Source organism: Priestia sp. 3CA3 (assembly GCF_056836725.1).
Genome location: NZ_JBXENJ010000018.1, coordinates 1 through 26,967, shown reverse-complemented (window position 1 = coordinate 26,967; position 26,967 = coordinate 1). Strand labels below are relative to the sequence as shown.

At 39.5% G+C, this 26,967-nt stretch carries 24 protein-coding genes and 1 riboswitch; of the genes, 3 read left to right on the top strand and 21 right to left on the bottom strand.

Features of this window, described 5'->3' with window-relative positions; genetic code table 11:
• Positions 1-2: 2 nt before the first annotated feature.
• Complete coding sequence (gatA, locus tag AC1VNJ_RS25165) at positions 3-1,460, bottom strand: Asp-tRNA(Asn)/Glu-tRNA(Gln) amidotransferase subunit GatA (RefSeq protein WP_013055056.1); 1,458 nt, start codon at positions 1,458-1,460, stop codon at positions 3-5.
• A gap of 16 nt (positions 1,461-1,476) precedes the next feature.
• On the bottom strand, positions 1,477-1,767 hold the full coding sequence (gene gatC, locus AC1VNJ_RS25160) for an Asp-tRNA(Asn)/Glu-tRNA(Gln) amidotransferase subunit GatC (protein WP_013055055.1): 291 nt from the start codon (positions 1,765-1,767) through the stop codon (positions 1,477-1,479).
• A 365-nt stretch (positions 1,768-2,132) separates the two neighbouring features.
• Here gatC and AC1VNJ_RS25155 point away from each other — a divergent pair, with 365 nt between their 5' ends.
• The gene (locus AC1VNJ_RS25155; RefSeq protein ID WP_047751762.1) at positions 2,133-2,618 is read left to right on the top strand and encodes a DUF3920 family protein; all 486 of its coding nucleotides are present in this window, start codon (positions 2,133-2,135) and stop codon (positions 2,616-2,618) included.
• Between the two features lie 55 nt (positions 2,619-2,673).
• On the opposite strand, the gene AC1VNJ_RS25150 is transcribed toward AC1VNJ_RS25155, so the two are convergent.
• Genes AC1VNJ_RS25150 through pcrB form a run of 4 tightly spaced genes read right to left on the bottom strand, consistent with a single transcriptional unit; the run spans position 2,674 to position 8,884 of the window.
• On the bottom strand, positions 2,674-3,867 hold the full coding sequence (locus AC1VNJ_RS25150; protein WP_482641518.1) for a CamS family sex pheromone protein: 1,194 nt from the start codon (positions 3,865-3,867) through the stop codon (positions 2,674-2,676).
• A 13-nt stretch (positions 3,868-3,880) separates the two neighbouring features.
• The gene (gene ligA / locus AC1VNJ_RS25145; RefSeq protein WP_028412523.1) at positions 3,881-5,887 is read right to left on the bottom strand and encodes an NAD-dependent DNA ligase LigA; all 2,007 of its coding nucleotides are present in this window, start codon (positions 5,885-5,887) and stop codon (positions 3,881-3,883) included.
• A 20-nt stretch (positions 5,888-5,907) separates the two neighbouring features.
• Positions 5,908-8,133: a DNA helicase PcrA gene (gene pcrA, locus AC1VNJ_RS25140; RefSeq protein WP_048021539.1), complete on the bottom strand. Its 2,226-nt coding sequence runs from the start codon at positions 8,131-8,133 to the stop codon at positions 5,908-5,910.
• 52 nt (positions 8,134-8,185) lie between these two features.
• Positions 8,186-8,884: a heptaprenylglyceryl phosphate synthase gene (gene pcrB, locus AC1VNJ_RS25135; RefSeq protein WP_033580830.1), complete on the bottom strand. Its 699-nt coding sequence runs from the start codon at positions 8,882-8,884 to the stop codon at positions 8,186-8,188.
• Positions 8,885-9,396: 512 nt separating this feature from the next.
• Here pcrB and AC1VNJ_RS25130 point away from each other — a divergent pair.
• A complete protein-coding gene (locus AC1VNJ_RS25130; RefSeq protein ID WP_028412526.1) occupies positions 9,397-10,779 on the top strand; it encodes a glycine--tRNA ligase in 1,383 nt (460 codons plus the stop codon).
• A 38-nt stretch (positions 10,780-10,817) separates the two neighbouring features.
• On the opposite strand, the gene AC1VNJ_RS25125 is transcribed toward AC1VNJ_RS25130, so the two are convergent.
• Positions 10,818-11,123, bottom strand: a complete 306-nt coding sequence (locus tag AC1VNJ_RS25125) for a YerC/YecD family TrpR-related protein (RefSeq protein ID WP_013055048.1) — start codon at positions 11,121-11,123, stop codon at positions 10,818-10,820.
• A gap of 147 nt (positions 11,124-11,270) precedes the next feature.
• Entirely contained in the window at positions 11,271-13,019 is a 1,749-nt protein-coding gene (locus tag AC1VNJ_RS25120; protein ID WP_034263936.1) for an adenine deaminase C-terminal domain-containing protein, read from the bottom strand.
• A gap of 102 nt (positions 13,020-13,121) precedes the next feature.
• Between AC1VNJ_RS25120 and AC1VNJ_RS25115 the strand changes: the two genes are divergently transcribed.
• Complete coding sequence (locus tag AC1VNJ_RS25115) at positions 13,122-13,379, top strand: YgaP family membrane protein (protein WP_016762773.1); 258 nt, start codon at positions 13,122-13,124, stop codon at positions 13,377-13,379.
• Between the two features lie 30 nt (positions 13,380-13,409).
• Here the strand turns inward: AC1VNJ_RS25115 and purD are convergent, their stop codons facing one another.
• The 13 genes from purD to AC1VNJ_RS25050 all read right to left on the bottom strand — a co-directional run bounded on the left by purD (position 13,410) and on the right by AC1VNJ_RS25050 (position 26,739).
• Positions 13,410-14,684 (bottom strand): phosphoribosylamine--glycine ligase, encoded by a 1,275-nt coding sequence (purD, locus tag AC1VNJ_RS25110; RefSeq protein WP_033580832.1) that lies wholly within the window; start codon positions 14,682-14,684, stop codon positions 13,410-13,412.
• 13 nt (positions 14,685-14,697) lie between these two features.
• Positions 14,698-16,236 (bottom strand): bifunctional phosphoribosylaminoimidazolecarboxamide formyltransferase/IMP cyclohydrolase, encoded by a 1,539-nt coding sequence (gene purH / locus AC1VNJ_RS25105; protein ID WP_025752921.1) that lies wholly within the window; start codon positions 16,234-16,236, stop codon positions 14,698-14,700.
• Between the two features lie 103 nt (positions 16,237-16,339).
• Positions 16,340-16,918, bottom strand: a complete 579-nt coding sequence (gene purN, locus AC1VNJ_RS25100; protein ID WP_014461934.1) for a phosphoribosylglycinamide formyltransferase — start codon at positions 16,916-16,918, stop codon at positions 16,340-16,342.
• Positions 16,915-17,952, bottom strand: coding sequence for a phosphoribosylformylglycinamidine cyclo-ligase (purM, locus tag AC1VNJ_RS25095; protein WP_482641517.1), 1,038 nt, complete (start codon positions 17,950-17,952; stop codon positions 16,915-16,917). Before purM ends, purN begins: the two co-directional genes overlap by 4 nt.
• A gap of 26 nt (positions 17,953-17,978) precedes the next feature.
• Positions 17,979-19,394: an amidophosphoribosyltransferase gene (purF, locus tag AC1VNJ_RS25090; RefSeq protein ID WP_013055041.1), complete on the bottom strand. Its 1,416-nt coding sequence runs from the start codon at positions 19,392-19,394 to the stop codon at positions 17,979-17,981.
• Positions 19,370-21,601 carry a phosphoribosylformylglycinamidine synthase subunit PurL gene (gene purL, locus AC1VNJ_RS25085; protein ID WP_328173947.1) on the bottom strand — a complete coding sequence of 744 codons (2,232 nt, stop codon included), beginning with the start codon at positions 21,599-21,601 and terminating at the stop codon, positions 19,370-19,372. Before purL ends, purF begins: the two co-directional genes overlap by 25 nt.
• Positions 21,585-22,271, bottom strand: a complete 687-nt coding sequence (gene purQ / locus AC1VNJ_RS25080; protein ID WP_013055039.1) for a phosphoribosylformylglycinamidine synthase subunit PurQ — start codon at positions 22,269-22,271, stop codon at positions 21,585-21,587. Before purQ ends, purL begins: the two co-directional genes overlap by 17 nt.
• Positions 22,268-22,519 carry a phosphoribosylformylglycinamidine synthase subunit PurS gene (gene purS, locus AC1VNJ_RS25075; RefSeq protein ID WP_014461938.1) on the bottom strand — a complete coding sequence of 84 codons (252 nt, stop codon included), beginning with the start codon at positions 22,517-22,519 and terminating at the stop codon, positions 22,268-22,270. The genes purQ and purS overlap by 4 nt, the downstream gene beginning before the upstream one ends.
• A gap of 7 nt (positions 22,520-22,526) precedes the next feature.
• Entirely contained in the window at positions 22,527-23,234 is a 708-nt protein-coding gene (purC, locus tag AC1VNJ_RS25070) for a phosphoribosylaminoimidazolesuccinocarboxamide synthase (RefSeq protein ID WP_028412531.1), read from the bottom strand.
• A 74-nt stretch (positions 23,235-23,308) separates the two neighbouring features.
• Positions 23,309-24,601, bottom strand: coding sequence for an adenylosuccinate lyase (purB, locus tag AC1VNJ_RS25065; RefSeq protein ID WP_013055036.1), 1,293 nt, complete (start codon positions 24,599-24,601; stop codon positions 23,309-23,311).
• Positions 24,598-25,743: a 5-(carboxyamino)imidazole ribonucleotide synthase gene (purK, locus tag AC1VNJ_RS25060; protein WP_154992339.1), complete on the bottom strand. Its 1,146-nt coding sequence runs from the start codon at positions 25,741-25,743 to the stop codon at positions 24,598-24,600. The genes purB and purK overlap by 4 nt, the downstream gene beginning before the upstream one ends.
• Positions 25,736-26,224: a 5-(carboxyamino)imidazole ribonucleotide mutase gene (gene purE / locus AC1VNJ_RS25055; RefSeq protein WP_154992341.1), complete on the bottom strand. Its 489-nt coding sequence runs from the start codon at positions 26,222-26,224 to the stop codon at positions 25,736-25,738. The genes purK and purE overlap by 8 nt, the downstream gene beginning before the upstream one ends.
• A 128-nt stretch (positions 26,225-26,352) precedes the next feature.
• Positions 26,353-26,454, bottom strand: a riboswitch (purine riboswitch).
• Between the two features lie 84 nt (positions 26,455-26,538).
• Positions 26,539-26,739, bottom strand: a complete 201-nt coding sequence (locus AC1VNJ_RS25050) for an NETI motif-containing protein (RefSeq protein ID WP_016762769.1) — start codon at positions 26,737-26,739, stop codon at positions 26,539-26,541.
• Positions 26,740-26,967 lie beyond the last annotated feature (228 nt).

The following is a 26,967-nucleotide window of genomic DNA, read 5'->3' as shown; positions in this document are numbered from 1 at the left end:
CCTTACAGTGCTGGTTTCGCTTTATGATGCTCAGTTGCTTGTTCGAATGCATGAGCAACACGATAGATTGTGCTTTCGTCGAAATGCTTACCGATAATTTGTAACCCTAATGGCAATCCATTTGATAAGCCGCAAGGCACAGAAATACCAGGTACTCCAGCAAGGTTTACTGGGATTGTTAAAATATCGTTTGCATACATTGTTAATGGATCATCTGTTTTCTCACCAATTTTGAATGATGGAGTTGGTGTAGTTGGTCCAATGATAACGTCATAGTTTTCAAATACAGACTCAAAGTCTTGCTTAATTAACGTACGTACTTGCTGTGCTTTTTTGTAGTAAGCATCATAATAACCAGAGCTTAACGCAAATGTCCCAAGCATGATACGGCGTTTTACTTCGTTTCCAAAGCCTTCGCTTCGAGACTGCTTGTACATTTCGATTAAGTTCTCAGCATTATCTGTACGGTATCCGTAGCGAACGCCGTCAAAACGTGATAAGTTAGCAGACGCTTCAGAAGAAGATAATAGATAATACGTAGCTAATGCGTATTTAGAGTGTGGAAGCGATACTTCTTCCCAAGTTGCGCCTAGTCCTTCTAACACTTTTAGTGCATCTAAAACAGACTGGCGAGCTTCTTCGCCCACACCTTCGCCTAAGTATTCTTTTGGAACAGCAATTTTAAGGCCTTTTACGTCACCTGTTAAAGCAGATACATAATCCGGTACATCAACATTAGCAGAAGTAGAATCCATTGGGTCTACGCCTGAAATTGCTTGAAGTAAGTATGCATTATCTTCAACAGAATTTGTGATTGGTCCGATTTGATCTAAAGAAGATGCAAATGCCACTAATCCGTAACGAGATACGCGACCATACGTTGGTTTTAATCCAACAACACCGCAATAAGCAGCTGGCTGACGAATTGAACCACCTGTATCAGAACCTAAAGAGAACGGAACTTCTCCTGCTGCTACAGCTGCAGCTGAACCACCGCTAGATCCACCCGGTACGTAATCTAAATTCCATGGGTTGCGCGTTAACTGAAGACCTGAGTTTTCAGTTGAAGAACCCATTGCGAATTCATCCATATTTAATTTACCGATTGTTACTGCTTCAGCTGCCTGCAGTTTTTGAACAACTGTTGCATCATAAATCGGATCAAAGTTTGCTAGAATTTTACTAGAGCAAGTTGTACGTAAATCTTTTGTGACAATATTATCTTTTACACCGATCGGCATACCAAATAATAGGCCAAATTCATCTTTTGTTTGTAATGCTTCATCTAGCTCTTTTGCATAAGCACGAGCATTGTCTTCATTAAGCGCTAAGAACGCACCTACTTTATCATCTACTTCATTAATACGTTTGTATGATTCGTCTACTAAATCTTGTACACGTACTTCTTTCTTGTGTAAAAGGCTATGTAGTTCTGAAAGTTTACGATCGAATAAAGACATCGTAAAGCCTCCTTCCTTATTCTAAAATAGTTGGTACTCGAATGTAGCCATCCTTGTGGTCTGGCGCGTTTTTTACTACGTCTTCAATTGGTAAGCCTTTAGCTGGCTTATCTTCACGCATCACGTTTTTCATATCCAATACGTGAGAAGTTGGTTTTACATTTGTAGTATCTAGCTCATCTAATTGTTCTGCATATGTAATAATAGCATCTAATTGTTTTGTAAATAGTTCTGCTTCGTCATCCGTTACCGCAAGTCTCGCTAAGTTTGCAACGTGTTTTACTTGATCAACAGAAATTCTTGACATGTTCCTTCACCTCCGAATATTCGTCCCACTACAATATACTGATAATACCAAACTTCACTAGCAACAGGCAACATTTCTGAGACTAGTTCCTAAAATATTAAAAACCCCGCCAGACAAGACAGGGCTTACATTTATCACTTCTATTTTATACCAAATCTATTTCATTCAAACAACATTCCATACTTTTCCTTCGTCATAAAATATTTCTCTCTTGCATAGGTATAAAATAACCTTCTTTTTAGAAAAGATAGATAGAAAGAGAAACATGCTTTAGAAGAACACACCACCATGTTTTAATTTCACTAGTCTTTGGGAAAGTAAAGAAAACGAATAACTACTTTACCGTAAAAGAGGTGCTATAAAAATTGAATAAAATACTTATACAGTCAGTCATCCACCAGCGCCCTGTGTATCAGCAAAGCGGAAGATGGTTTGTATTAGATGAAGAATTCAAGTGGGATTTGTCCACCTTGCAAAAAGATGTTTTTGCTTGTTTAAATAAAGCCTTTCATATTCCTATCATTTTTTGTGATTCATGTGAAGCCAATAAAATTGTCTCCGCTCTTGGAGAAGAAGAAGCAGAATACCTGCAGTTTGCCTCAGGTGTTTACTGGCGAGAAGTCGGCATTATATTTATTTTTAAATTTGATGACTACCTTCCGCTTGTTGAAACCATCTTTCACGAGCTGCGTCACTATATTCAAGATCACATCCCTTATTATCAGAAAGAATTTGAGCTGGATAAAAAACGCCCGTATGAAGAGCGGACAACCGAACAAGATGCATTTGCATTTGCTGCTTATTATCTTGCTAAGTTTACGAGACAAAATTCTCACGCCATTTCTTCATAGGAGGCAATTTCATAGAATTAAAAAAAGACACTGCTTGAGCAGTGTCTTTTTTTGCTTACTCTTCGTAAATATGAACGAACGGCTTGTCTTCATCTGCTTTTCTAACAATAAGAGCTTCCGGTCCGCTTACTGAGTTAATAGAGATACTCGTTTCCATATATGAAGGGAAATGATCAAGCATTAAACCAGCAACGTACTGAGTAAATCCTACAATTTCACCTTTTCCATAAAATTGTACGGGAATATCAATCGTCATTTTTTGAAGCTGTCCATCTTTGTAATACCCTTTCCCTACTACGCTTGTAAAGTTTGGGAAGTAGTCTTCGATTTGCGCTTTAAACTCATCAAACTTCATCGCATCATCTCGGTGATCTTTTGTTGCATCTGATGATGGGAATAAATAATATTGCTCGTCTAAATTATCCCAGCTGCCAACGGCCGTATCATTTGAACCTGCATTTCCGACAGCTATAAAGTTACCCGGTGTTAAAGAGGACTTAGCACTTTGTTTGAATAATGCTACTCGAACTGGCACATTTTCTAAGCCTTTGATGTTGCGCATACGCTTAACAATTTCATCTGCCATTTGCTTTCCTTGCGCTTCAATCTCTTTATTTGTAAGCTTCACTTCACGTGCATAACCATTTTCTTCTGTATAATAATGAACAGAATTCATCGCTAAGCCGATTGTGACGCCTCCAAGTTTTACCTTGTCGTCTCCGTCTTGAATAAGGTAGTCTTGTTCAGTAATGTTCGCTAAGTACATTGGACTTGTTTCGTTACGAGTTTTCAAATCGCCTTTTTCTGTATCAATTGGGTTTAACCCATTGTTTTTAAGCTTCTTTTTCGCCGTATCATCTTTTGTTTTGCTTTGAAGATCTTTAAACTGTTTATCACTCAGCTTACGGCTTAACCATGAGCGAATAGTATCTTTTTCAAGGTACTGGCCTTCTTGATACACATATTTTTTCGGAGAATAGCTATCTGTCGATAAGCGCATTAAGCCTGTTTCAAATTCTTGCGCATCCAAGCGGTTATTTAAGTTTGCTGCTACTAAGCCTCTTGCCACTCCCGCTTTAAATGGAAGAATTGTTCGGTAATAATCGTCTGAAATACTATACTTCGGAATAACTGCTTTTTCTTTCTTGTTGTTGGTTTGTTGAACAGTCTCTTTATCGTCCGAAAGGTTCGGTGCACACGCTGAAGTTACAAGCATGACCGCAAGAGAAAGTAACAATATCTTTTTCAACTACACACACCTCTTATTTATTTAATTCCGTAAGTAGCCTTGCTTCATCCCATACTTCAATTTCAAGCTCGTTAGCTTTTGTCAGTTTGGAACCAGCCTCTTCCCCTGCCACAACAAGGTCTGTCTTTTTACTTACGCTTCCTGTGACTTTACCGCCAAGTGCTTCAATTTGTGCTTTTGCCTCATTGCGAGATAGCTGTTCAAGCTTACCTGTTAATACAACGGTTTTACCAGCAAAAACAGAATCTACATTTTCTACACTTACAAGCTTGGGTCCTTTGTATGTAAGGTTTACTCCATACTCTTTTAATTCATGTATAAGTTCTTGAACCTCTTCTTGTGTAAAGTAAGCGACAATAGCATCAGCCATTTTGGCACCAATTTCATTAATTGCCACTAATTCATCATACGTTGCTTTTGTTAACTTGTCTATGGTTTCAAAGTGCTGAGCTAACGTCTTTGCAGCTTTTGCTCCAACGTGGCGAATGCCCAAACCAAAAAGCAAACGCTCAAGTGAATTTTCTTTAGAAGCTTCGATGGCCGCAATCAAATTATCAGCAGATTTCTCACCCATGCGCTCAAGCTCGATTAACTGCTGTTTTGTCAGCGTATAAATATCTGCTACATCTTTAATTAACTGTTCACGAAATAATTGTGATATAACTTTTTCACCAAGTCCATCAATGTTCATCGCATTGCGGGACACGAAATGAATAAGTCCTTCACGAATTTGAGCAGGACAGCTTGGATTAATGCAGCGAAGCGCAACTTCTCCTTCTAAACGTACCAGTTCACTTTCACATTCAGGACAGTGAGTAGGCATCGTAAACTCTTGCTCTTCTCCCGTTCGCTTCTCTTCAATCACATTCACTACTTCAGGAATAATATCTCCTGCTTTTTTCACCACGACATAATCTCCGATGCGAATGTCCTTTTCACGAATCAAATCTTCATTGTGAAGAGACGCACGCTGTACCGTCGTACCTGCTACTTGAACCGGCTCCAAAATAGCTGTTGGCGTAATGACACCTGTCCGGCCTACCGTCAGCTCAATATTTACAAGCTTGGTTACAACTTCTTCAGCAGGAAACTTATAAGCAATAGCCCAGCGTGGACTCTTGGCCGTTGTTCCAAGCTCAGCCTGCTGATCAAATGAATCTACTTTTACAACAATGCCATCAATATCATAAGATAGTTCTGGACGTTTCGTTTGCCAGCTTTCGATATAAGCAATCACATCATCAATGGTTTCACACGTCTGTCTTTCTTTATTTGTTTTAAAGCCAAGATCATCGAGTAAATTCAAACTTTCGCTGTGAGAGTCGATTTCTAATTCTCCTGTATCAGTCATGGCATAGACAAAGATATCTAAATTACGTTTTGCCGCAATTTTAGGATCTAGCTGACGCAGTGAGCCAGCAGCTGCGTTACGGGGGTTAGCAAACGGAACTTCATCTCTTTCCATTTTTGCTTCATTAAGTGCTTCGAATGATTTCCTCGGCATAAATGCTTCTCCGCGAACTTCCATTGATAACGGTTCTTTAATTCGCAGTGGAATCGAGCGAATTGTTTTTAAGTTTTCAGTAATATTTTCACCAGTCGTACCATCTCCGCGCGTAGCACCCAGCACTAAGTATCCATCTTCATAGCGAAGAGATACAGCAAGGCCGTCAATTTTAAGTTCGCATACATAAGAAAACTCGTCTTCAACGGCTTGGCGCACTCGGCGATCAAAATCTCGAAGGTCTTCTTCATTAAATGCATTTCCTAAACTTAGCATAGACGTTTGATGCTGAACCTTCTCAAACGCATCGAGCACTTGGCCGCCGATGCGCTGAGTAGGTGAGTCAGCTGTTTTTAATTCTGGAAACGATTCTTCTATTTCAATTAACTCATTCATTAATTTATCGTATTCTGCATCTGGAACAGATGGCTGATCTAACACATAATATTCATAACCATATTGATTTAATAAGTCACGTAATTCTTGAACGCGTGATTTTGCTGTCTCAAACTCCATATTCTAGCTCCTTTTCACGATTACACTTTCGTAACCGGGGCAAATTTAGCAAGCAGTCTTTTTACACCTGTAGGACTAGGAAAAGCAATGTCTAATTCTTTTGAGTCTCCTTCTCCTTTTACACTTACAACTGTACCAATTCCCCATTTTTTATGCTCGGCCTTATCTCCAACGCTCCATCCAATCGATTCACTGCCCGTTGATACAAGCTTCGTTTTTGCCACGGCCGCTTGTCGGCGCGCTGCAAACGGCGAAGCTGAAGCCCCTGAACGACCAGCAGCAGGCTTGCGCATCGTTTCATTTAAAGATTCCACAAGCTCGCTTGGGATTTCTCCAATGAAGCGCGATTTTGGATTGACGTTTGTTTTACCAAATAGTGTACGCATTTGAGCATTTAATAAATACAATTCTTGTTCAGCACGTGTAATCCCTACGTAGGCTAAGCGTCGTTCTTCTTCCATTTCATTATCTTCGAATAACGATCGGCTATGAGGGAATACGCCTTCTTCCATACCCATTAGGAAAACAACCGGGAACTCTAGACCTTTTGCTGAGTGAAGCGTCATCAGAATCACTTGTTCGTTCTCTTCTTCTTCCTCGTCGTCAAGCTTATCGATATCAGCAACAAGCGCTAAATCGGTTAAAAATGCTACTAAGCTCTTATCTTCACTTGCTTCTTCAAACGTTTTTGTAACAGATAAAAACTCATCAATATTCTCTAAGCGACTTTGTGCTTCAATTGTTTTTTCTACTTTAAGCGCTTCACGGTACCCTGTTCTTTCTAATACTTGTTCCACAAGCTCTGTTACAGACATATAGTCTTGCATTTGAGCTAAGTTTGAAATCATGGATTGGAAATCACGAAGTGCTTTTGTTGCTTTACCCGTTAACCCCATCAATTCTACTTCATCAAGCGCTTTGAAAATAGAAATGTCATGAACGTTTCCGTAATTGGCTACTTTATCGACTGAAGTAGCTCCAACTCCGCGTTTTGGAACGTTCACAATACGAGCTAAGCTAATGTCATCATCTTGGTTGGCAATTAAGCGCAAGTACGCAAGCAAATCTTTAATCTCTTTGCGGTCGTAGAACTTAATCCCGCCGACAATTGTATAGTTAATATTGGATTTTAGCAGTACTTCCTCCATTACACGCGACTGTGCATTTGTACGATACAAAATGGCAAAATCGCTATATTTACGTTTGCCGCTGTCTACTGCTTCTTTGATTTTACGTGCTACAAACTGTGCCTCATCATGCTCACTCATTGCTTGGTAATGATAAAGCTTCTGGCCTTCATCGTTTTCCGTCCATAAGTTTTTCACTTTACGATTCATATTGTTTGCAATGACGCCGTTTGCCGCAGCCAAAATCGTTTTCGTTGAACGATAATTTTGTTCAAGCAAAATGGTTTTGGCTTTTGGGTAATCTTTTTCAAATGACAAGATATTTGTAATATCAGCCCCGCGCCAGCGGTAAATAGACTGATCTGAATCCCCTACTACGCATACATTTTCAAATCGTGCGGCTAGCAAGCGAACCAGCATATATTGTGCATGGTTTGTATCTTGATACTCGTCCACATGAATATATTGAAACTTGCGCTGATAGTACGTTAACACTTCAGGAACTCGTTTAAATAACTGAATCGTTGTCATAATCAAATCATCAAAATCGAGCGCTTGGTTTTTCTTTAAACGCTTTTCATACTCTTTATAGACTTTACTTACAACTTCTTCATATGGTCCTGCTGCTGTTTTATCAAATTCTTCCGCTACTTTCAGTTCATTTTTAGCTGAACTAATGCTTCCTAATAGCGAGCGCGGATCGAATTTTTTTGGGTCGATGTTTTGATCTTTTAAAATGTTTTTAATAACGGACAGCTGATCCGTTGAATCTAAAATCGTAAAGTTGCGATTAAAGCCAATACGATCAATATCTCTTCGTAAAATACGTACGCACATCGAGTGGAACGTTGAAATCCAGATATCTTCTGCCACTCCGCCAACGATACTTGCCACACGCTCTCTCATTTCACGAGCTGCTTTGTTTGTAAAGGTAATAGCTAAAATATTCCAAGGTGCAACTTCTTTTTCCGCCATTAAAAACGCAATTCGATGCGTTAATACGCGTGTTTTCCCACTTCCTGCACCGGCCATAAGTAATAATGGTCCGTCTGTTGTTTTAACTGCCTCTTGCTGCTGAGGGTTTAATCCTGTTAATAATTTTTCACTTAAAAAATTCACGTTTCCACCGCCTATATCGAACATATATTCTCTATTCTACTTTATTTATTTTTCACTGTGCAATATTCTTTTTTACCGCTTTTACCGTTTTTAATGCTTCCGATAAATTTGTATAAATAACATTTCCTACAATAACTGTATCAGCTAGCTCTCCCATCTCACTTGCTTGCTCTTTTGTCTCAATACCGCCGCCGTAAAATAACTTCGTCTCATTTAGCGAATTTTTCACTTCTGCCACTAATGCAGGGTCTCCATATGTTCCACTGTATTCTAGATAGAAAACGGGCAAATGAAACATGCGTTCAGCCATGCGAGCATACGCTACAACATCTTCTGCATCCAAATCGGTTTTCGCTTCCGTTAGCGCAGCTACTTTTGCTTCGGGGTTAAGTACGCAGTATCCTTCTACAAAAATTTCATCCCAGTCCATGATTTCACCGTATTCCTTCATCGCCGCATGATGTAAGTCAACAATCCACTTTGGATCCTTGCTGTTTAAAACGGTCGGAATGAAATAAGAATCAAAACCAGGCGTTACAGAGTCAATTGTTGATACTTCTAGCGCACACGGCACCGTGTAGCGGCGAATACGCATTAACAGCTGCAGCACATTGTCTAAAGTTACTCCGTCTGATCCTCCAACAAGAACCGCATCCGTGCCGGATTCGCAAATTTTTTCTAAATCTGCATCTGAAATTTCTTTATTAGGGTCTAATTTAAAGACATGTCTCCACTCTTTAATATCATACATATAGGTTCCTCCATTTCTTTACACTTAAAAGTTCGCGCTCGTCCATTTGTTCATTATAACAAAACTAAGAGGGTGAAATGAAAGGAAAACCGAACTTTTCATCACGTTTTTTGTTTTCAAAAAATATGGATAAAAGATATGGTTTTATCCTCAAATTCCGGAAGAAAACATCACAAAAAAAGCCCATTTTGCACAAGGTTATTGTTTCTCTGCATAGGATATGCTAATATATAGCTACTAAAATTCATATGATATACGCTGAAGGATCAATAGTACTTAAATCCTCTTCACAAAGCGAACTAGGGACGGTGGGAGCCTAGAGAATGGTTTAAGGAAAAGGCAATCTGGAGTATATACAGACGAAGGTGGATACATTTTGTATCAACCAGGGTGGAACCGCGGGAAAAACTCTCGTCCCTGGGCATATTGTTGATATGCCCAGGGACGAGAGTTTTTTTGTACCCGCTCTTTTTGTTTCGCTTGAATTACTACCATTTACAGGAGGAATTAGAATGTCAAAAACAATGGATCAAATCGTATCTCACGCCAAACATCGCGGCTTTGTATTTCAAGGTTCTGAAATTTACGGCGGTCTTGCAAATACATGGGATTACGGCCCGCTTGGCGTAGAATTAAAAAACAATATTAAAAAAGCATGGTGGAAAAAATTCATTCAAGAATCTCCATACAACGTTGGTTTAGACGCTGCGATTTTAATGAATCCAAAAACATGGGAAGCTTCTGGTCACTTAGGAAACTTTAATGACCCAATGATCGACTGTAAGGATTGTAAAGCTCGTCACCGTGCTGATAAATTAATTGAAGAAAAGCTTCAAGAAAAAGGCATTGAAATGATCGTAGACGGCCTTTCATTTGATGCAATGGCTGACTTAATTAAAGAACATGAAATTACATGTCCTGAGTGTGGTTCAGCTAACTTCACTGAAATTCGTCAATTTAACTTAATGTTCAAAACGCACCAAGGTGTAACTGAAACATCAACAAATGAAATTTACCTTCGTCCTGAAACAGCTCAAGGTATTTTCGTAAACTTTAAAAACGTTCAGCGCTCAATGCGTAAAAAGCTTCCATTCGGTATCGGCCAAGTGGGTAAAAGCTTCCGTAACGAAATTACACCTGGTAACTTCACATTCCGTACACGTGAATTTGAACAAATGGAGCTTGAATTCTTCTGTAAACCAGGCACTGAATTAGAATGGTTTAACTACTGGAAAGAAACATGTAACAAATGGCTTCTTTCTCTTGGCATGAAAGAAGAAAACGTTCGTCTTCGCGACCATGATGATGATGAACTTTCTCACTACAGTAATGCAACAACAGACTTTGAATACAAATTCCCATTCGGCTGGGGCGAACTATGGGGCGTAGCTTCTCGTACAGACTATGACTTAAAGCAGCATATGGAACACTCTGGAGAAGACTTCCAATACGTTGATCAAGAAACAAACGAACGCTATGTACCTTACTGCATCGAGCCTTCTTTAGGTGCTGACCGTGTAACATTGGCTTATATGATTGATGCATATGAAGAAGAAACGTTAGAAGACGGCTCATCTCGTACAGTAATGCAGCTTCACCCTGCTTTAGCACCATTTAAAGCTGCTGTATTGCCACTTTCTAAAAAGCTTTCTAACGAAGCGCGCGCTGTCTTTGAAGATTTAGCAAAACACTTTATGATTGACTACGATGATGCTGGTTCAATCGGTAAACGTTACCGTCGCCATGATGAAATCGGTACGCCTTTCTGTATTACATTCGACTTCGATTCATTAGAAGACAATCAAGTAACAATTCGTAACCGCGACACAATGGAACAAAAACGTGTAGCAATTAGCGACCTGAAAAATATCATTGAAGAAGCAACTCAATTTTAATTAAAAAAATAAGCGTATGGCTGCTTCAGCCATACGCTTTACTTTTGATTTGAATCTTCTTGAAGGCGTTCTAACACCATTTGATACGCATCGCTTCCATAATTCAAGCAGCGTTTAACACGGGAAATAGTCGCTGTGCTTGCTCCAGTTTCCGTCTCAATTTTATGGTACGTGTTGCCTTCTCTTAGCATTCTTGCTACTTCTAAGCGCTGTGCTAATGATTGAATTTCATTAACTGTACATAGGTCATCAAAAAATTGATAGCATTCTTCAATGTTTTCTAATGATAAAATCGCTTGAAATAGCTGATCTAATTCTTTTCCTCGTAGTTTGTTGATTTGCATCGTATTGAACTCCTTTATCATTGGCTTTCTTTACTAGTTGTTTCTATCTATAAAATACAGTTTCTATATTTATTTGCACATACATTCATTCTGTATGAAGACAGCCAATTTCATACAAATTTCAAATTCCTTTGATACTTTTATATTTTAACGCATTATAGACGGAAAAAGTACTTTTTTATTCATAACGTCATAAATTCCTACTGGCGTGATACGAATATAAGGCAAATGTGTAGACGAAAAGAACAGCAGTGAATAGACAGGATCATCGTGTTTGTATCCTCGCTCACCCAGCACTTTCTTGAGTTCCACCTCTCGTTTACTTAGCTCTTCCATCGGCAGATTCGACATGACTCCTTTTAACGGAAGATCCAGTTCATATACTACTTTCTCACCTTCTGTAATAACAATACCGCCGCCAATTTCTTTCATACGTTTGAATGCACACATCATATCTTTTTTCGATTTTCCAATTAAAATAAAATCACCTGTATTTGAAAACGAACTCGCCATTCCCGATACATTTGTCGCAAATCCTTTTAACAGCGTATTGATGCGCCACTTGCCTTCTCGGTCCACCAGCACTAAAAAGCTTTCATCATGATCAGAGGCTAATACATCTCCGCTCACATTTAAGTGAATTGAATACGGCTCCATAATAACAGCATTTTTCATTTTCACGCCTACTGGCATTGAAAATTGAAAATCGTCCATCGTTAAATCAAAGTCTAACTTTAACGGTGAAAAACCAAACTTTCCCCAAGGAAATTCTACCGAGGCTAATGCTTGTTCTTTGCCTTCTTTTTTCATCCACTTTCCTTTTGCTAAGACAGATACCGGAGTAGGCCGCATAGGATCTTCTAAAATATTAATATTAGCCACACAGCCTGTTGCTACATGCCCGTGCAAATGTTCCATGTTGTAATAGCGGGCAATATTTACAGACACCATATTATAAGCATCTAACACGGGAACTCCTTCTGAAATAGCTAATGTAATTAACATATCTGACACGCCGTTTTGGTAAAAAGAAGGCGGAGAACCGTCTGTATTCATCGTGATATGGTCAAAATAATCTACCTGCAGCTCTTTTAACTCCTGCAGCAGTTTTGGCAAATCTGGCCGAATGGAAGAGTGGCGCAAAGCAACGTCATAGCCTTGCGTTAACCGAGCAACAACATCTTCCCCTGTCATAGACTCATGATCGCTGTCTGCCCCGAGCAATTTCATTTTTGCTAAGGTAAATGCTGACGCCCCCGGGAAATGTCCTTCAATATGCTTCCTCATCCGCTTTGTCTCTTGAACCCAGTGAAGCATTAAATCATCTCCGTCTAAAAGCTTCGGCCAACTTGTCAGTTCGCCTCCTTGTAAGACAGCTTCATTTTGTAGCCAAGAAGTAATGTTTGTATGTGAGAAGATATCAGCCTCTTCATCAATTTCTGTCTGCGAATCAAATCTGCACCACCAATACAGTGACTGTGGTAACGTTTTCATTTCTTCAATCAATGAAAATGCCGTTTTTTGTTCAAGCTGTAAAGCGAGAATTAAATTATCATTAAATAAAGTGGTTGTTCCGTGCTTGGCTGCATATTGGGAAAAAGTCTGGGGATTATATAACTGAAACGGGTGAACATGCGGCTCAATATACCCAGGAACCACATATTTCTCACTGCAGTCTATAATCTCTGTAGAAGCGTCTGTGTGCTTAGGCATCTCTGAGCCAACGTATACAATACGATCTTGGTAAACCCAAATATGTGCTTTTTTCCACTGCTTCATTCGAGCGTTCAAATATGTTGCATCTTTTAAGACAATAGTTGGTGCTTTTTGACCGTTTAATACTAAAAGCTGCTGTCTAATATGTTTGCTTTTCCAGCGGTATCTCTGTTCCGGCATGCTAAATTCCCCCTAATTTACTATGTATTTTTATCGTAACACATCCGTGATGTAAACGCATTCAGAAACTGTTATTAATTTTATGAATAAAGGTGATAAAACATGAAACCAAATATCGGTATTGTTAACGCATTAATTCGACTTACACTGGGCTTTACCCTTCTTTCTTGGACAACATCTCGTTTATCTCGCAGACCGTACAAAGATTCATACATCTTCTTAGGGTTAATGGGAGCTTTAAAAGTTGCAGAAGGCATCACGCGTTTTTGCCCCCTTACGTACGCATATGATTCGTGTCAAAAACACGATGAACATGAACACCATCCAAATGGAAACGAAGAAACGTATAATCCTTCATAAGGTAAAAAGGAGAGCCGGAGCTCTCCTTTTTTATTTTAAAGCTGCTTTTGCTAATGCACGATGGCCGATGTCTTTGCGATAGAAAAAGCCTTTTTCTACATCGATATGAGCCATTTGTTTGTATACTTCTTGCTGCGCTTCTTGAAGAGTTGCTCCTTTGGCACCTACTAATAGAACGCGGCCGCCGTTCGAAACGTATGTGTCGTTTTCTAAAGCCGTACCAGCGTGGAAAACAAGCGCGTCTTCACTGATCGCATCCAATCCGTTAATTGGCGCACCCTTTTGATAATCTTCTGGGTAACCCGCTGCTGCTAATACAATTCCAATAGCTGCTTCGTTATCCCATTCAATTTCTACTTTTTCTTCTTTCAAAATGCGAAGAAGCACATCGACTAAATCGCTTTTCATACGGGGCAGTACAACCTGTGTTTCAGGATCTCCAAAACGCGCATTAAATTCAATCACTTTTGGTCCTTTTTGTGTTTGAATCAGACCAGCATATAGAATTCCCGTATACTCACAGCCTTCTTCAGCTAATCCTTTAGCCATTGGAAGTAAGATGTTTTCTACAGCCTCTTGTACTTCTGCATCACTAATTTGCGGAACAGGAGAGTAAGCTCCCATGCCTCCTGTGTTCGGACCTTGATCGCCGTCAAAAGCACGCTTATGATCTTGTGCAATTACCATTGGATACACATTTGTCCCGCGTACGAATGCCATTAATGAAAATTCTTCACCATCCAAAAATTCTTCTACAACTACTTTGGCACTTGCTTCTTTAAATTTTTGGTCAACTAGAAAATCACGTAATGTATCTACAGCTTCTTCTACTGTTAAAGCAACAGTTACACCTTTACCAGCTGCTAAGCCGTCTGCTTTAATAACAATTGGAGCGCCTTGCTTTTCCACATATGCTTTTGCTTCCTCGTAAGACGTAAATGTTTCATACGCTGCGGTTGGAATATCATACTTTTTCATGAGCTCTTTTGCAAAGCTTTTGCTTCCTTCAATCATCGCTGCTTGTTTGCGCGGTCCAAAGACCGGAAGACCTTCTTGTTCGAATCGATCAACAATGCCTTCAATTAGCGGATTTTCTGGTCCAACAATTGTTAATCCAATCTTATTTTCTTTTGCAAACTGTACAAGCTCTTCTTGGCTGCTTTCATCGATTGGTACAATCGTTGCCACATCTCTCATGCCTGGGTTTCCTGGTGCTACAAACACTTCGTTAACAAGTGGACTTTTTGAAGCTTTCCATGCAATTGTATGCTCTCTTCCGCCTTTTCCAATAACTAAAACATTCACGTTCTTCACCTCATTAATGTTTAAAATGTCTTACGCCTGTAAATACCATTGCAATGCCGTATTCATCTGCTTTTGCAATTGACTCTTCATCACGAATTGATCCGCCTGGCTGAATAATAGCTGTGATTCCTGCTTTAGCTGCTGCTTCTACTGTATCGCCCATTGGGAAGAAAGCATCTGAACCTAAAGCTGAACCTTGTGCTTTTTCACCAGCTTGTTCAATTGCAATTTTTGCAGCGCCCACGCGATTCATTTGACCAGCACCTACGCCAATTGTCATGTCATCTTTTGCAAGTACAATAGCATTAGACTTAACATTTTTAACAACTTTCCATGCTAATTTTAAATCTGCCCACTCTTTTTCTGTTGGCTCGCGTTTCGTTGGAACAGTAATCGTTGCATCATCAAATCCGAATACGTCTTCATCCTGAACAAGCACGCCGCCTTTTACAGACGTTAAGAAAGCTTCTTTTTCTGCTTTTTCATCAAGCTCTATCGTTAGTAAACGAAGGTTTTTCTTAGCTGTTAATACATCTAATGCTTCTTGATCGAACGCAGGAGCAATGATAATTTCTAAGAAAATTTCTTTTAACTGAATAGCCGTTTCACGGTCGATAGGACGGTTAGCTGCTACGATGCCGCCAAAGATAGATGTAGGATCCGCTTCATATGCTTTTTGATAAGCTTGAGCAATTGTTTCACCCACACCTACACCGCAAGGATTCATATGTTTGATCGCTACGATAGCCGGCTCTTTGAATTCTTTTACGATTTGAAGAGCTGCGTTTGCATCGTTGATATTATTGTATGATAACTCTTTTCCATGCAGCTGCGTAGCTGTTGCAATAGAACCTTTTTGTGTTAACGGCTTTTTATAAAAAGAAGCTTGTTGGTGAGGGTTTTCTCCGTATCGTAAGCCTTGAACGCGCTCATACGTTACTGTTAATTTCTCAGGAGTTGTTTCACCTGTAATGTTTGTTAAGTATTCAGCGATTAATGCATCATAAGCTGCCGTATGACGGAATACTTTTGCTGCTAATCGTTGGTTGGTTTCAAATGAAACATTGCCATCCGCTTTTAACTCTTCTACTACGGTTGCGTAATCGCTTGGATCTACTACAACTGAGACAGAACGATAGTTTTTCGCAGCTGAACGAAGCATTGTAGGTCCACCGATGTCAATATTCTCAATCGCTTCAGCAAGCGTTACATCCTCTTTTTCAATTGTCTTTTTAAATGGATATAAGTTTACAACTACAAAGTCGATTGGCGAGATATTATGCTCTTTCATTTGAGCTTGATGCTCTTCATTATCGCGTAACGCTAATAAAGCACCGTGAACGTTAGGATGCAATGTTTTTAAACGGCCGTCTAAAATTTCTGGGAAACCAGTTACTTCAGAGATTCCGATAACGTCAATGCCGTTTTCTTCTAGGGTACGCTTTGTACCGCCAGTTGAAATAATTTCTACTCCTAAGTCCTTTAATTCTTGTGCAAATGAAACAATACCTTCTTTATCAGATACGCTAATAAGCGCGCGTTTTGCTGTCATTTTGTAAACTCCTCCTGATCCGATCTCTCATTTAAAATCTTTCTTTCACTACTACTCTACCATAGTAAAGGATTAAAACTTTTTTGACAAGGTTACATCCTATTTATTTAACTGCGGCTTGTTCAAATAATTCATTCAGTACCGCGGGATAAAATTGATGTTCAATTTCATGAATACGGGCCTCAACTGTTTCTCTTGTATCGCCTTTTTCAATGCGAATAGCCTGCTGGTCAATAATTGGTCCTGTATCCATGCCTTCATCTACAAAATGCACGGTAATTCCAATCACTTTTACTCCTGCATCAAAAGCTTGACCAATAGCATCAATCCCAGGAAATGCAGGTAAAAGCGACGGATGAATATTAACAATACGATTTTTGTATGGCTTAAGCAACGTCGAGCCAACTAATCGCATATATCCTGCTAAAACAAGAAATTCTACTTTAGCTGATGTAAGCTCTGCAAGAATTGCTGCTTCATACGCTTCTTTATTTTCATAGTTTTTAGGCGAACAAACAAAGCATGGTATTCCACATGCTTTTGCTCGTTCAATTACGTATGCATCGGGTTTATTGCAAACAACAAGCGCAATATTTGCTTTTAATCGACCTGACTGAGTTGCTTCGTAGATGGATTGAAAGTTACTGCCGTTTCCAGAAGCAAACACTGCAATATTTATCATGCAAACGTCCCTCCAGCAAATTCAACACCTGTTCCTTCTTTTACACGTCCGATAACAAATGCTTTTTCGCCTTCGTTTTCAATTGCTTCAATGACTTTATTCATATCTTCAGGTTCAACAGCTAAAACAAATCCGATTCCCATGTTGAATACTTCGAACATTTCTTTACGATCTAGCTTGCCTTGCTCTTCAAGGAAATCAAACACGTATGGAATTGGCCAAGAACCGTAATCGATTTCTACACCTAAACCTTCAGGAAGCATACGAGGTATATTTTCAACAAACCCGCCTCCAGTAATATGAGCCATACCTGCAATCTTAGCTGCATGTAATGCTTTTAGGACCGGCTTCACGTATATTTTTGTTGGCGTTAATAACTCAACTCCAAGCTTTTCATTAAAACCAGCGTAAGTTTCTTGAAGATTTAATCCTTGATCATCAACGATTTTACGTACAAGAGAGTAGCCGTTGCTGTGAATACCGCTAGATGAAATACCGATCAACAGCTGTCCAGCTTTAATCTCATCTCCAGTAATAATTTCTGACTTTTCTACTGCTCCTACTGTAAACCCTGCAAGATCATATTCATCTTCTCCGTATAAACCTGGCATTTCAGCTGTTTCTCCGCCAATTAACGCACAGTTAGATTGTTCACAGCCGTCTGCAATTCCTTTTACAATCGATTCAATTTTTTCAGGAACTGCTTTCCCGCAAGCAATATAATCTAAGAAGTAGAGAGGCTCTGCTCCTTGTGCTAAAACGTCGTTTACACACATGGCCACTGCATCCACACCGATTGTGTCATGCTTATCCATTTGAAAAGCAAGTTTCAATTTTGTTCCTACTCCATCTGTACCAGAAACAAGAACAGGCTCTTTTAAATTCAATGTAGATAAATCAAACATTCCGCCAAAGCCGCCGACTGTTCCCATAATACCTGCACGAGCAGTGCGTTCTACGTGCTTTTTAATACGTGAAACAGCTTCATATCCTGCTTCTAAGTCAACTCCAGCTTGTTTATATGAATATGACATGTTGTCACTCCTTTTTTACGTTAAAACTAACAAGTTACCTTTTCATGAGGGTGTACAGTATCTGGATAAATTTCAGTTGGATACTTTCCAGTAAAACATGCCATACACTGTCCGCCGTTGCCTTCATACTGTCTGCCGATTGCGTCTACTAAACCTTCGTTGCTTAAGAAAACAAGTGAATCAGCTTCAATCAATTCACGAATTTCTTCAACAGAGCGCGTAGCAGCAATTAACTCAGAGGATGAAGATGTGTCAATTCCATAAAAACATGGATTTTTAATAGGAGGTGAACTGATGCGTACATGTACTTCAGTTGCTCCTGCTTCTCGAAGCATACGAACAATGCGACGGCTTGTTGTGCCGCGAACGATAGAATCATCTACCATGACAACACGTTTACCCTCTACAATTTTACGTACAGGAGACAGCTTCATTTTTACACCTTGTTCACGCAATTCTTGTGAAGGCTGAATGAATGTACGGCCTACGTATCGATTCTTAATTAAACCTAATTCGTATGGAATCCCTGACTGTTCTGCAAAACCAATCGCTGCTGAAATACTTGAATCCGGAACGCCTGTTACAACGTCTGCTTCAATCGGTGACTCAACTGCAAGTTGTTTCCCAAGGTTTTTACGAGCAGAGTGAACATTGATTCCATCAATATTACTATCTGGTCTTGAGAAATAAATATATTCCATACTGCAAATAGCACGGTTTACGTTTAGTGTGAATCGCTCTGATTGAATACCTTCATCATTAATAATAAGTAACTCACCAGGCTCTACATCACGCTCATGAACCGCTCCAACAATATCAAACGCACATGTTTCAGAAGCTACTACATAGGCATCACCTAATCGTCCAATTGATAATGGACGCAGTCCGTGAGGATCAAGTGCAACCATCATCGTATCTTCCGTTAAAATAACGAATGCGTATGCGCCTTTAACCATGGATAAAGCATTTTTCACTTTATCTTTCATATCTTCATAGCCGCTTCGTTTAATTAAATGAGCAAGTACTTCTGTATCAGATGTTGATTGGAAAATACTCCCTTGGTTTTCCAGCTGATGCTTTAATGCATTTGCATTAACCAAGTTTCCATTATGAGCTAACGCAAGGCTTCCGCTATGAGAGCGGAAGTGAAGGGGTTGAACATTTTCAAACCCTCCGCCTCCAGCTGTTGCATAACGAACGTGTCCAATTGCTGCTTTACCGTTTAGTTGCTCTAACTCTCCGTGGCCAAATACTTCGTTAACAAGACCGACGCCTTTCATCACTGTCACTTTTTCTCCGTCTGTTACAGCAATACCAGCGCCTTCTTGTCCGCGGTGTTGCAAGCTATGCAAACCGTAATAAGCAATCTGGCTTGCATTTTCATGTCCCCATACACCGAATACGCCACATTCTTCGTTTAAGCCTTTGATTTCAGCAAGCATGGAAGCGCTCCTTTCCAAGCAGTAGTTAATTCTTCAACTGATAATTGAACAAGAACATTTTCTTGATGTTTAACAGTTAATGTTGCGTCTTCTGTTACGCGTCCTACTAATGTTGTATCTTGTACAAGCATTTCGAATTTTTCTTTATTCTCTGGTGAAACCGTTACGACAAAGCGTGATTGTGTTTCACTGAATAGCTCTGCTGTTGCTTCACCGTCTACCGTTACGTTTACGCCTAACCCGCTGCCGTTCATCACTTTTTCAGCTAGGGCTACCGCGAATCCTCCTTCTGCAATATCGTGAGCAGATTGAACTGCACCTTCACGAATTGCTTGAAGAAGCTGATCTTGACGTGTTTTTTCAACCGCTAAATCTAATTTAGGTGACTGGCCGAATACCGTACCGTTTTCTAGTACTTTTTGAAGCTCAGTACCTGCGAATTCTGCTTCAGCTTTACCAATAACATAGATTAAGTCATCTTTTTGCTTCGCATATTGAGTTGTAATATGGTTGATATCGTCGATTAGACCAACCATTCCAATAACAGGAGTTGGGTAAATTGCTTCACCTTTTGTCTCATTGTACAGAGATACGTTACCGCCGATAACCGGAGTCGATAGCTCACGGCAAGCGTCGCTCATACCGTCTGTTGCTTTTTCAATTTGCCAGAAGATTTCTGGCTTTTCAGGGTTGCCGAAGTTTAAGCAGTCTGTAATCGCAAGAGGCTGTGCACCTGAACATACAAGGTTACGAGCAGCTTCTGCCACTGCGATACGGCCGCCTACTTCCGGGTCTAGGTATAAATAGCGAGAGTTACAGTCTGTTGTCATCGCTAATGCTTTATTTGTATCACGTACACGAACAACCGCCGCGTCAGATCCAGGAGATACAACTGTGTTTGTACGTACTTGGTAGTCATATTGGTTGTAAACCCACTCTTTGTTTGCAATCGTAGGCTGTTTTAAAAGCGTTACTAACATATCACTGTGATTTTCAACAGTAGGAGCGTATGCTGACTGCTCTTGGAACTCACGATAGTATGCTGGTTCTTGAGATGGTTTGTGGTATACCGGTGCGTCTTCTGCTAATGCATCTACAGGAACATCTGCTACTACTTCTCCGTTATGAGTTAAACGAAGGCGCTTATCGTCGGTTACGTGACCGACTGAAACAGCTTCTAATCCGTATTTTTCAACGATTTCGACGATTTCATTTTCACGGCCTTTTTCAACAACGATGAGCATGCGCTCTTGAGATTCTGAAAGCATCATTTCATATGGTGTCATACCCGTTTCACGCTGAGGTACAAGATCAAGGTTCATTTCAATACCAGAACCTGCTTTACTTGCCATCTCTGCCGAAGAACTTGTTAAGCCCGCAGCACCCATATCTTGAATACCTACTAAAGCGTCACACTTGATAAGCTCTAAGCAAGCTTCAAGAAGAAGTTTTTCCATAAATGGATCTCCTACTTGTACAGCAGGACGTTTTTCATCTGACTGATCAGATAGCTCTTCAGAAGCAAATGTAGCGCCGTGGATACCGTCGCGTCCCGTTTTTGCTCCTACGTACATAACCGTGTTGCCAACGCCTTTAGCTTGACCTTTTTGAATATCTTCGTGGTTAATTAAACCAACACACATAGCGTTAACAAGCGGATTTCCTTCATATGAAGCTTCAAACTGAATTTCTCCACCTACTGTTGGGATTCCTACACAGTTACCGTAACCTGCGATTCCCGCTACTACTTCCTCAAACAAATGACGAACCTTTGGAGATGTTAATTCACCAAAACGTAAAGAGTTTAAAAGTGCAATCGGTCTTGCTCCCATTGAAAAGACGTCACGAATGATGCCACCTACACCAGTTGCTGCTCCTTGATAAGGTTCAATCGCTGATGGATGGTTATGACTTTCGATTTTAAATACAACGGCTTGGTTATCACCAATATCAACGATACCAGCTCCTTCACCAGGACCTTGTAATACTTTTTCACCCGTGATAGGGAATTTTTTCAGTACAGGCTTAGAGTTTTTATAGCTACAGTGCTCTGACCACATAACAGAGAATAAGCCTGTTTCTGTATAGTTAGGAGTACGACCAAGCAGTTGCTCTACATTCGCAAACTCTTCGTCTGTTAATCCCATATCTCGATATAACTTTTGTTCTTTAATTTGCTCTACATTTGGTTCAAGAAGTAACGACATTTTGTTCCCTCCACTGCTTTACAATTGATTGAAATAATTTAAGTCCGTCCGCGCTTCCTAAAAGATCGCTTACCGCTCTTTCTGGGTGAGGCATCATTCCTAATACGTTGCCTGTTTCGTTCGTAATCCCTGCAATATCTTGAAGACTTCCGTTTGGATTATCACCTGCGTATTGGAAAAGAATCTGGTTGTTTTCAATCAATTTTTGTAACGTATGTTCATCACAATAGTAGTTGCCTTCACCGTGTGCCACTGGAATAGCAATTACTTCATCTTTGCCATAAGCATTTGTAAACATTGTTTCGTTATTAGCTACTTTCAAATTCACTGTTTTACAGATGAATTTTAAGTTTTCATTACGGCGCATAGCACCTGGCAGTAATCCTGCTTCTAATAAAATTTGGAATCCATTACATACACCTAGTACTGGCTTTCCTTGGCTTGCTGCTTTTTTTACAGCATCCATTACATTTGAGAAGCGAGCGATAGCACCTGAACGAAGGTAATCTCCATATGAGAAACCACCTGGAAGCAAGATACCATCATATTGATCTAATGATTCTGTATCGTGCCAAACGTAATCTACTTCTTCACCAAGCTCATCTTTGATAGCATGATACATATCTACGTCACAGTTTGATCCTGGAAAAACAATTACAGCAAATTTCACTGTACGACAACCTCCTCAACCTCGTAACGGTAATCTTCAATTACTGTATTAACTAAAAGCTTTTCACACATTTCTTTTACGCGTTCATCTAATGAATCTGTGCTGTCGATTGTTAGCTCTAAAAATTTACCGATGCGTACTTCTTGAACTTCTTCATAAGACATACGGTGCAATGAATTTTTAACGGCTACTCCTTGAGGGTCTAATACACTTTCTCTTAATGTGACAAATACTTTTACTTTATACATGGTTGGGTTATCCTCCGATTCGCTGTAAGATTTTTTCGTATGCTTCTGTTAAACCGCCTAAGTCTCTGCGGAATACATCTTTATCTAATTTTTCGTTCGTATGAACATCCCAGAAGCGGCAAGTGTCAGGTGAAATTTCATCCGCTAAAATAATGTCGCCTTGAGAAGTACGGCCGAATTCTAATTTAAAATCCACTAAGAAAATGTCTTTATCTTTGAAAAATTTCGATAATACTTCGTTGATTTGAAGTGCTTGTGCCTTTAAACTATCAATCTCTTCTTGAGTTGCAGCCTTAAGGAAAATCGCATGTTCTGCAAGAATTAATGGATCACCAAGCGCATCATCTTTGTAGTAAAGTTCAACGATTGGCTGTTCAAAACGAATACCTTCTTCTACGCCAATTCGCTTCGCAAGGCTTCCTGCTGTAGCATTTCGTACAACGACTTCAAGCGGAACAATTTCTACTTTCTTAACCGCCTGTTCATGATCTGAAAGCTGCTTCACAAAGTGAGTTGTAATCCCTTGCTCATGTAACATTGAAAATAGTAAACTACTAATTTGATTGTTCAGCTGTGCTTTTCCGCTAATCTCTGCTTTTTTCTGACCGTTGAATGCTGTAGCTTCATTTTTATAAGCAACCCACAGTACATCTTGCTCATCAGTAGCGTAAATTTTTTTCGCTTTTCCTTCATAAAGTAACTCTTGCTTTTCCATGCTGTCACCTCTACATACAGAATATTCAGATACACTTTCTTAGATAAAGGCAAGGACGTGCCTTGCCTTTTTTATTAAAGACCTAAACGTTCAAAAATCATATCTACATTTTTTAAATGGTGCTTATGATCGAAGCAATCTTCAATCTCTTCTGGCGATAAGTGGCGAGTAATGCGCTCTTCGCCTTCAATTAAAGAACGGAAAGGAACTTGCGTTTCCCATGCTTCCATTGCTTTTGGCTGTACTAAGTCGTATGCTTCTTCACGTACCATACCTTTGTTAATTAATGTTAAAAGTACACGCTGTGAGTAAATTAGCCCTAGTGTACGATCCATGTTGCGCTTCATGTTGTCAGGGAATACTGTTAAGTTTTTAACAATATTTGCAAAACGATTTAACATGTAATTCAAAGCAATCGTTGCATCAGGTAAGATGACACGCTCTGCCGATGAATGAGAGATGTCACGCTCATGCCAAAGCGGTACATTATCATAAGCTGTAACCATATAGCCGCGAATTAAGCGAGCAAGTCCCGTTACGTTCTCAGAACCGATTGGATTACGTTTATGAGGCATTGCAGATGAGCCTTTTTGACCTTTTGCAAAATATTCTTCAACCTCACGTGTTTCACTTTTTTGAAGACCGCGAACTTCTACTGCAAATTTCTCAATAGATGTCGCAATTAACGCTAGTACTGACATATAGTGTGCATGACGGTCACGCTGTAATGTTTGCGTAGAGATTGGTGCTGGTGAAATTCCTAACTTCTCACATACGTATTTTTCAACGAAAGGATCGATGTTAGCGAACGTTCCAACTGCTCCTGACATTTTACCGAATTCCACTTCAGCTGCAGCACGTTTTAAACGCTCTAGGTTACGCTTCATTTCTTCATACCATAATCCCATTTTCAAACCAAATGTCGTTGGCTCAGCGTGTACACCGTGCGTACGTCCCATCATAACCGTATATTTATGTTCTTGGGCTTTTTCCTTTAGTACTTCTACAAAGCGCTCTACGTCACTTAGCAAGATTTCATTAGCTTGCTTTAATAAATAAGATAGAGCTGTATCAACTACGTCAGTTGAAGTCAAACCGTAGTGTACCCACTTGCGCTCTTCACCAAGCGTTTCAGATACTGCACGAGTGAAAGCTACTACGTCATGACGCGTTTCTAGTTCAATTTCATTGATGCGGTTAATATCAAAAGATGCATTTTGACGAATTAACTTCACATCTTCTTTCGGAATATGTCCTAATTCTGACCATGCTTCGCAAGCTAGAATTTCAACTTCTAACCAAGCTTTAAATTTATTTTCTTCTGTCCAAATAGCTGCCATTTCTGGTCTTGTATAACGTTCAATCATGTTGTTACTTCCTCCGTTCTTTCCCAAATTCCTAGAGATTCGGCTTTTTCTATCGCCTCATCTATCTTATCAGCTAATACCGTGATATGTCCCATTTTTCTCTTCTCTTTTGCAACTTTTTTTCCGTACAAATGTAAGTGCATATCATCTAAACATTCGATTTTTGCCATTGTGTTCTCAATATGTTCCCCTAATAGGTTAACCATCACAGCAGGTTTTAATAAAGTCGGCTGTGCTAGGGTCCAGTTACAAATGGCTCTTACATGCTGCTGAAATTGAGAAAGATCACAAGCATTGATTGAATAATGACCTGAGTTATGAGGTCTAGGTGCCATTTCATTTATATAAAGCTGACCTTCTTCAGTTAGGAACATCTCAACTGCTAATGTACCAACTAAATCTAATCCTTTTGCTATTTCTTGCGCATATTGAAGAGCTTTCGCTTCTTGATCTGCTGTAATACGTGCCGGAACAATCGTTTGGTGCAAAATATGATGCTTATGAATGTTCTCAGCTACTGGTAAACATACCGTTTCGCCTTTTGCATTTCGGTGTACAATAACTGATACTTCTTTATCTAAGTTCATCCACTGTTCTACAATGCATTCCGACTGTGCTAATAGCTCAGCTGCTTCACGAATATTATGCTCATTTTTCACTAGAACTTGCCCTTTACCGTCATATCCGCCTCGGCAAGTTTTTACGACACATGGATAACCAATTGTTTCGACAGCTTTTAAAAGTTCTTCTTCAGTCGTAACGATTGCGTAATCAGGAACGTCTAGATTAAGCTTTGTAATCATTTCTTTTTCTAAACGACGATTTTGTGTAACGGCTAGTAAATGACTGCCTTGTGGTACGTAGCATTTTGTTTCTAGCCATTTCATCATCTCAACATCAACGTTTTCAAATTCATAGGTGATAACATCTGATACTTCAGCAAGCTGTTCAACCGCTTTTCTATCATCATAGTTGCCAATGACTTTAATATCTGCTACTTGACCGCAAGGAGAATCTTCTGTTGGTTCAAGCACTGCAATGTAATAACCCATTTCTTTAGCAGATAGTGCAATCATTCTTCCTAGCTGGCCACCGCCTACGATTCCAATTGTTTTACCAGGAGGTATAAGTAAATTAGACAAGTTGATCACTACTTTCTAACACAGATGATTTAATAGACTCTCTACGATTTTCAAGTTGATCACTTAACGTTGAATCCTGTGTTGCTAAGATTTGTGCTGCTAGCAGGCCAGCGTTCGTAGAACCAGCTTTCCCAATAGCTACTGTAGCTACCGGTACGCCGCCTGGCATTTGAACAATCGATAAAAGTGAATCTAAACCGTTTAGGTTACTTGATTTAACAGGTACTCCTATTACAGGTAAAATTGTTTTTGCAGCAATCATACCTGGTAAGTGCGCAGCGCCACCAGCGCCAGCAATAATCACTTTGATACCTCGTTCTTTAGCCGTTTCAGCATACTCAAACATATAATCCGGCGTTCGATGTGCTGATACAACTTTCTTTTCATATTGAATATTTAATTCATCTAAAATGTCACACGCATATTTCATAGTGCTCCAGTCTGACTGACTGCCCATTACAACAGCAACTTTTACATTCATGAATAAAAGCTCCTTTTTCACGTTATAAAAAAACCTAGGGTAAGTTATGGCTCACTAAAGGAAAGCCACAACTACCCTAGGTTTCATGTATCAACATTCCTTTTGAAAAGGAATCATGTTTACCTATTTAGTAATTGTACTCTCCTCATAGTCCAATGATTTACGGTCATCGGGTAGAAACTCGTGGGCCATATTCCCACTATTATATGAGGTTTCGGATATCTCAATTGACAACTTAATAATAACAGCCAAACTAGAAAAAAGTCAACCTAAAAATCGAATGTTTACTATTTTTATCATTAAAATGTTCGTATTTAGAGACTTTTCCCTTCGAAAACAATCTGTTGCTTTACCGGAACATAGTCCTTTTTACCATTTATTTCTTTTTCTTCAAAAATAGGCTTTTCCATTCGTCGAACAGGCATATACCCATCTTTTTTCATCCGATCTAAACAACTTGCGATTGTTTCATTTTCTTGTAATTCATACAGTACTTTTTTTGATTTCTTACCCAAAATGCAGCCTCCAGTTCGAAAAAAGTTTCTTACAGCGTCAAAAAGAGCTTTTATAACAAAAATTAAATGAATCCACTATAGTGTAACATAATTTAAAAGTTAAATTCATGCTGTAATTTTTAGAAACAAAAAAGACTAGTCATTGAATGACTAGTCTTTTTATTGGCCTGGCAACGTCCTACTCTCACAGGGACAAAGTCCCAACTACCATTGGCGCTAAAGAGCTTA

Bases quoted from the DNA above. Each gene is read 5' to 3' on its own strand.
- gatA (WP_013055056.1), bottom strand. From the start codon at position 1,460: ATGTCTTTATTCGATCGTAAACTTTCAGAACTACATAGCCTTTTACAC.
- gatC (WP_013055055.1), bottom strand. From the start codon at position 1,767: ATGTCAAGAATTTCTGTTGATCAAGTAAAACACGTTGCAAACTTAGCG.
- ligA (WP_028412523.1), bottom strand. From the start codon at position 5,887: ATGGAGTTTGAGACAGCAAAATCACGCGTTCAAGAATTACGTGACTTA.
- pcrB (WP_033580830.1), bottom strand. From the start codon at position 8,884: ATGTATGATATTAAAGAGTGGAGACATGTCTTTAAATTAGACCCTAAT.
- AC1VNJ_RS25130 (WP_028412526.1), top strand. From the start codon at position 9,397: ATGTCAAAAACAATGGATCAAATCGTATCTCACGCCAAACATCGCGGC.
- AC1VNJ_RS25125 (WP_013055048.1), bottom strand. From the start codon at position 11,123: ATGCAAATCAACAAACTACGAGGAAAAGAATTAGATCAGCTATTTCAA.
- AC1VNJ_RS25120 (WP_034263936.1), bottom strand. From the start codon at position 13,019: ATGCCGGAACAGAGATACCGCTGGAAAAGCAAACATATTAGACAGCAG.
- AC1VNJ_RS25115 (WP_016762773.1), top strand. From the start codon at position 13,122: ATGAAACCAAATATCGGTATTGTTAACGCATTAATTCGACTTACACTG.
- purH (WP_025752921.1), bottom strand. From the start codon at position 16,236: ATGACAGCAAAACGCGCGCTTATTAGCGTATCTGATAAAGAAGGTATT.
- purN (WP_014461934.1), bottom strand. From the start codon at position 16,918: ATGATAAATATTGCAGTGTTTGCTTCTGGAAACGGCAGTAACTTTCAA.
- purM (WP_482641517.1), bottom strand. From the start codon at position 17,952: ATGTCATATTCATATAAACAAGCTGGAGTTGACTTAGAAGCAGGATAT.
- purF (WP_013055041.1), bottom strand. From the start codon at position 19,394: ATGCTTGCTGAAATCAAAGGCTTAAACGAAGAATGTGGCGTATTCGGT.
- purL (WP_328173947.1), bottom strand. From the start codon at position 21,601: ATGTCGTTACTTCTTGAACCAAATGTAGAGCAAATTAAAGAACAAAAG.
- purS (WP_014461938.1), bottom strand. From the start codon at position 22,519: ATGTATAAAGTAAAAGTATTTGTCACATTAAGAGAAAGTGTATTAGAC.
- purC (WP_028412531.1), bottom strand. From the start codon at position 23,234: ATGGAAAAGCAAGAGTTACTTTATGAAGGAAAAGCGAAAAAAATTTAC.
- purB (WP_013055036.1), bottom strand. From the start codon at position 24,601: ATGATTGAACGTTATACAAGACCAGAAATGGCAGCTATTTGGACAGAA.
- purE (WP_154992341.1), bottom strand. From the start codon at position 26,224: ATGAATGTAAAAGTTGCTGTTGTAATGGGCAGTCAGTCAGACTGGAGC.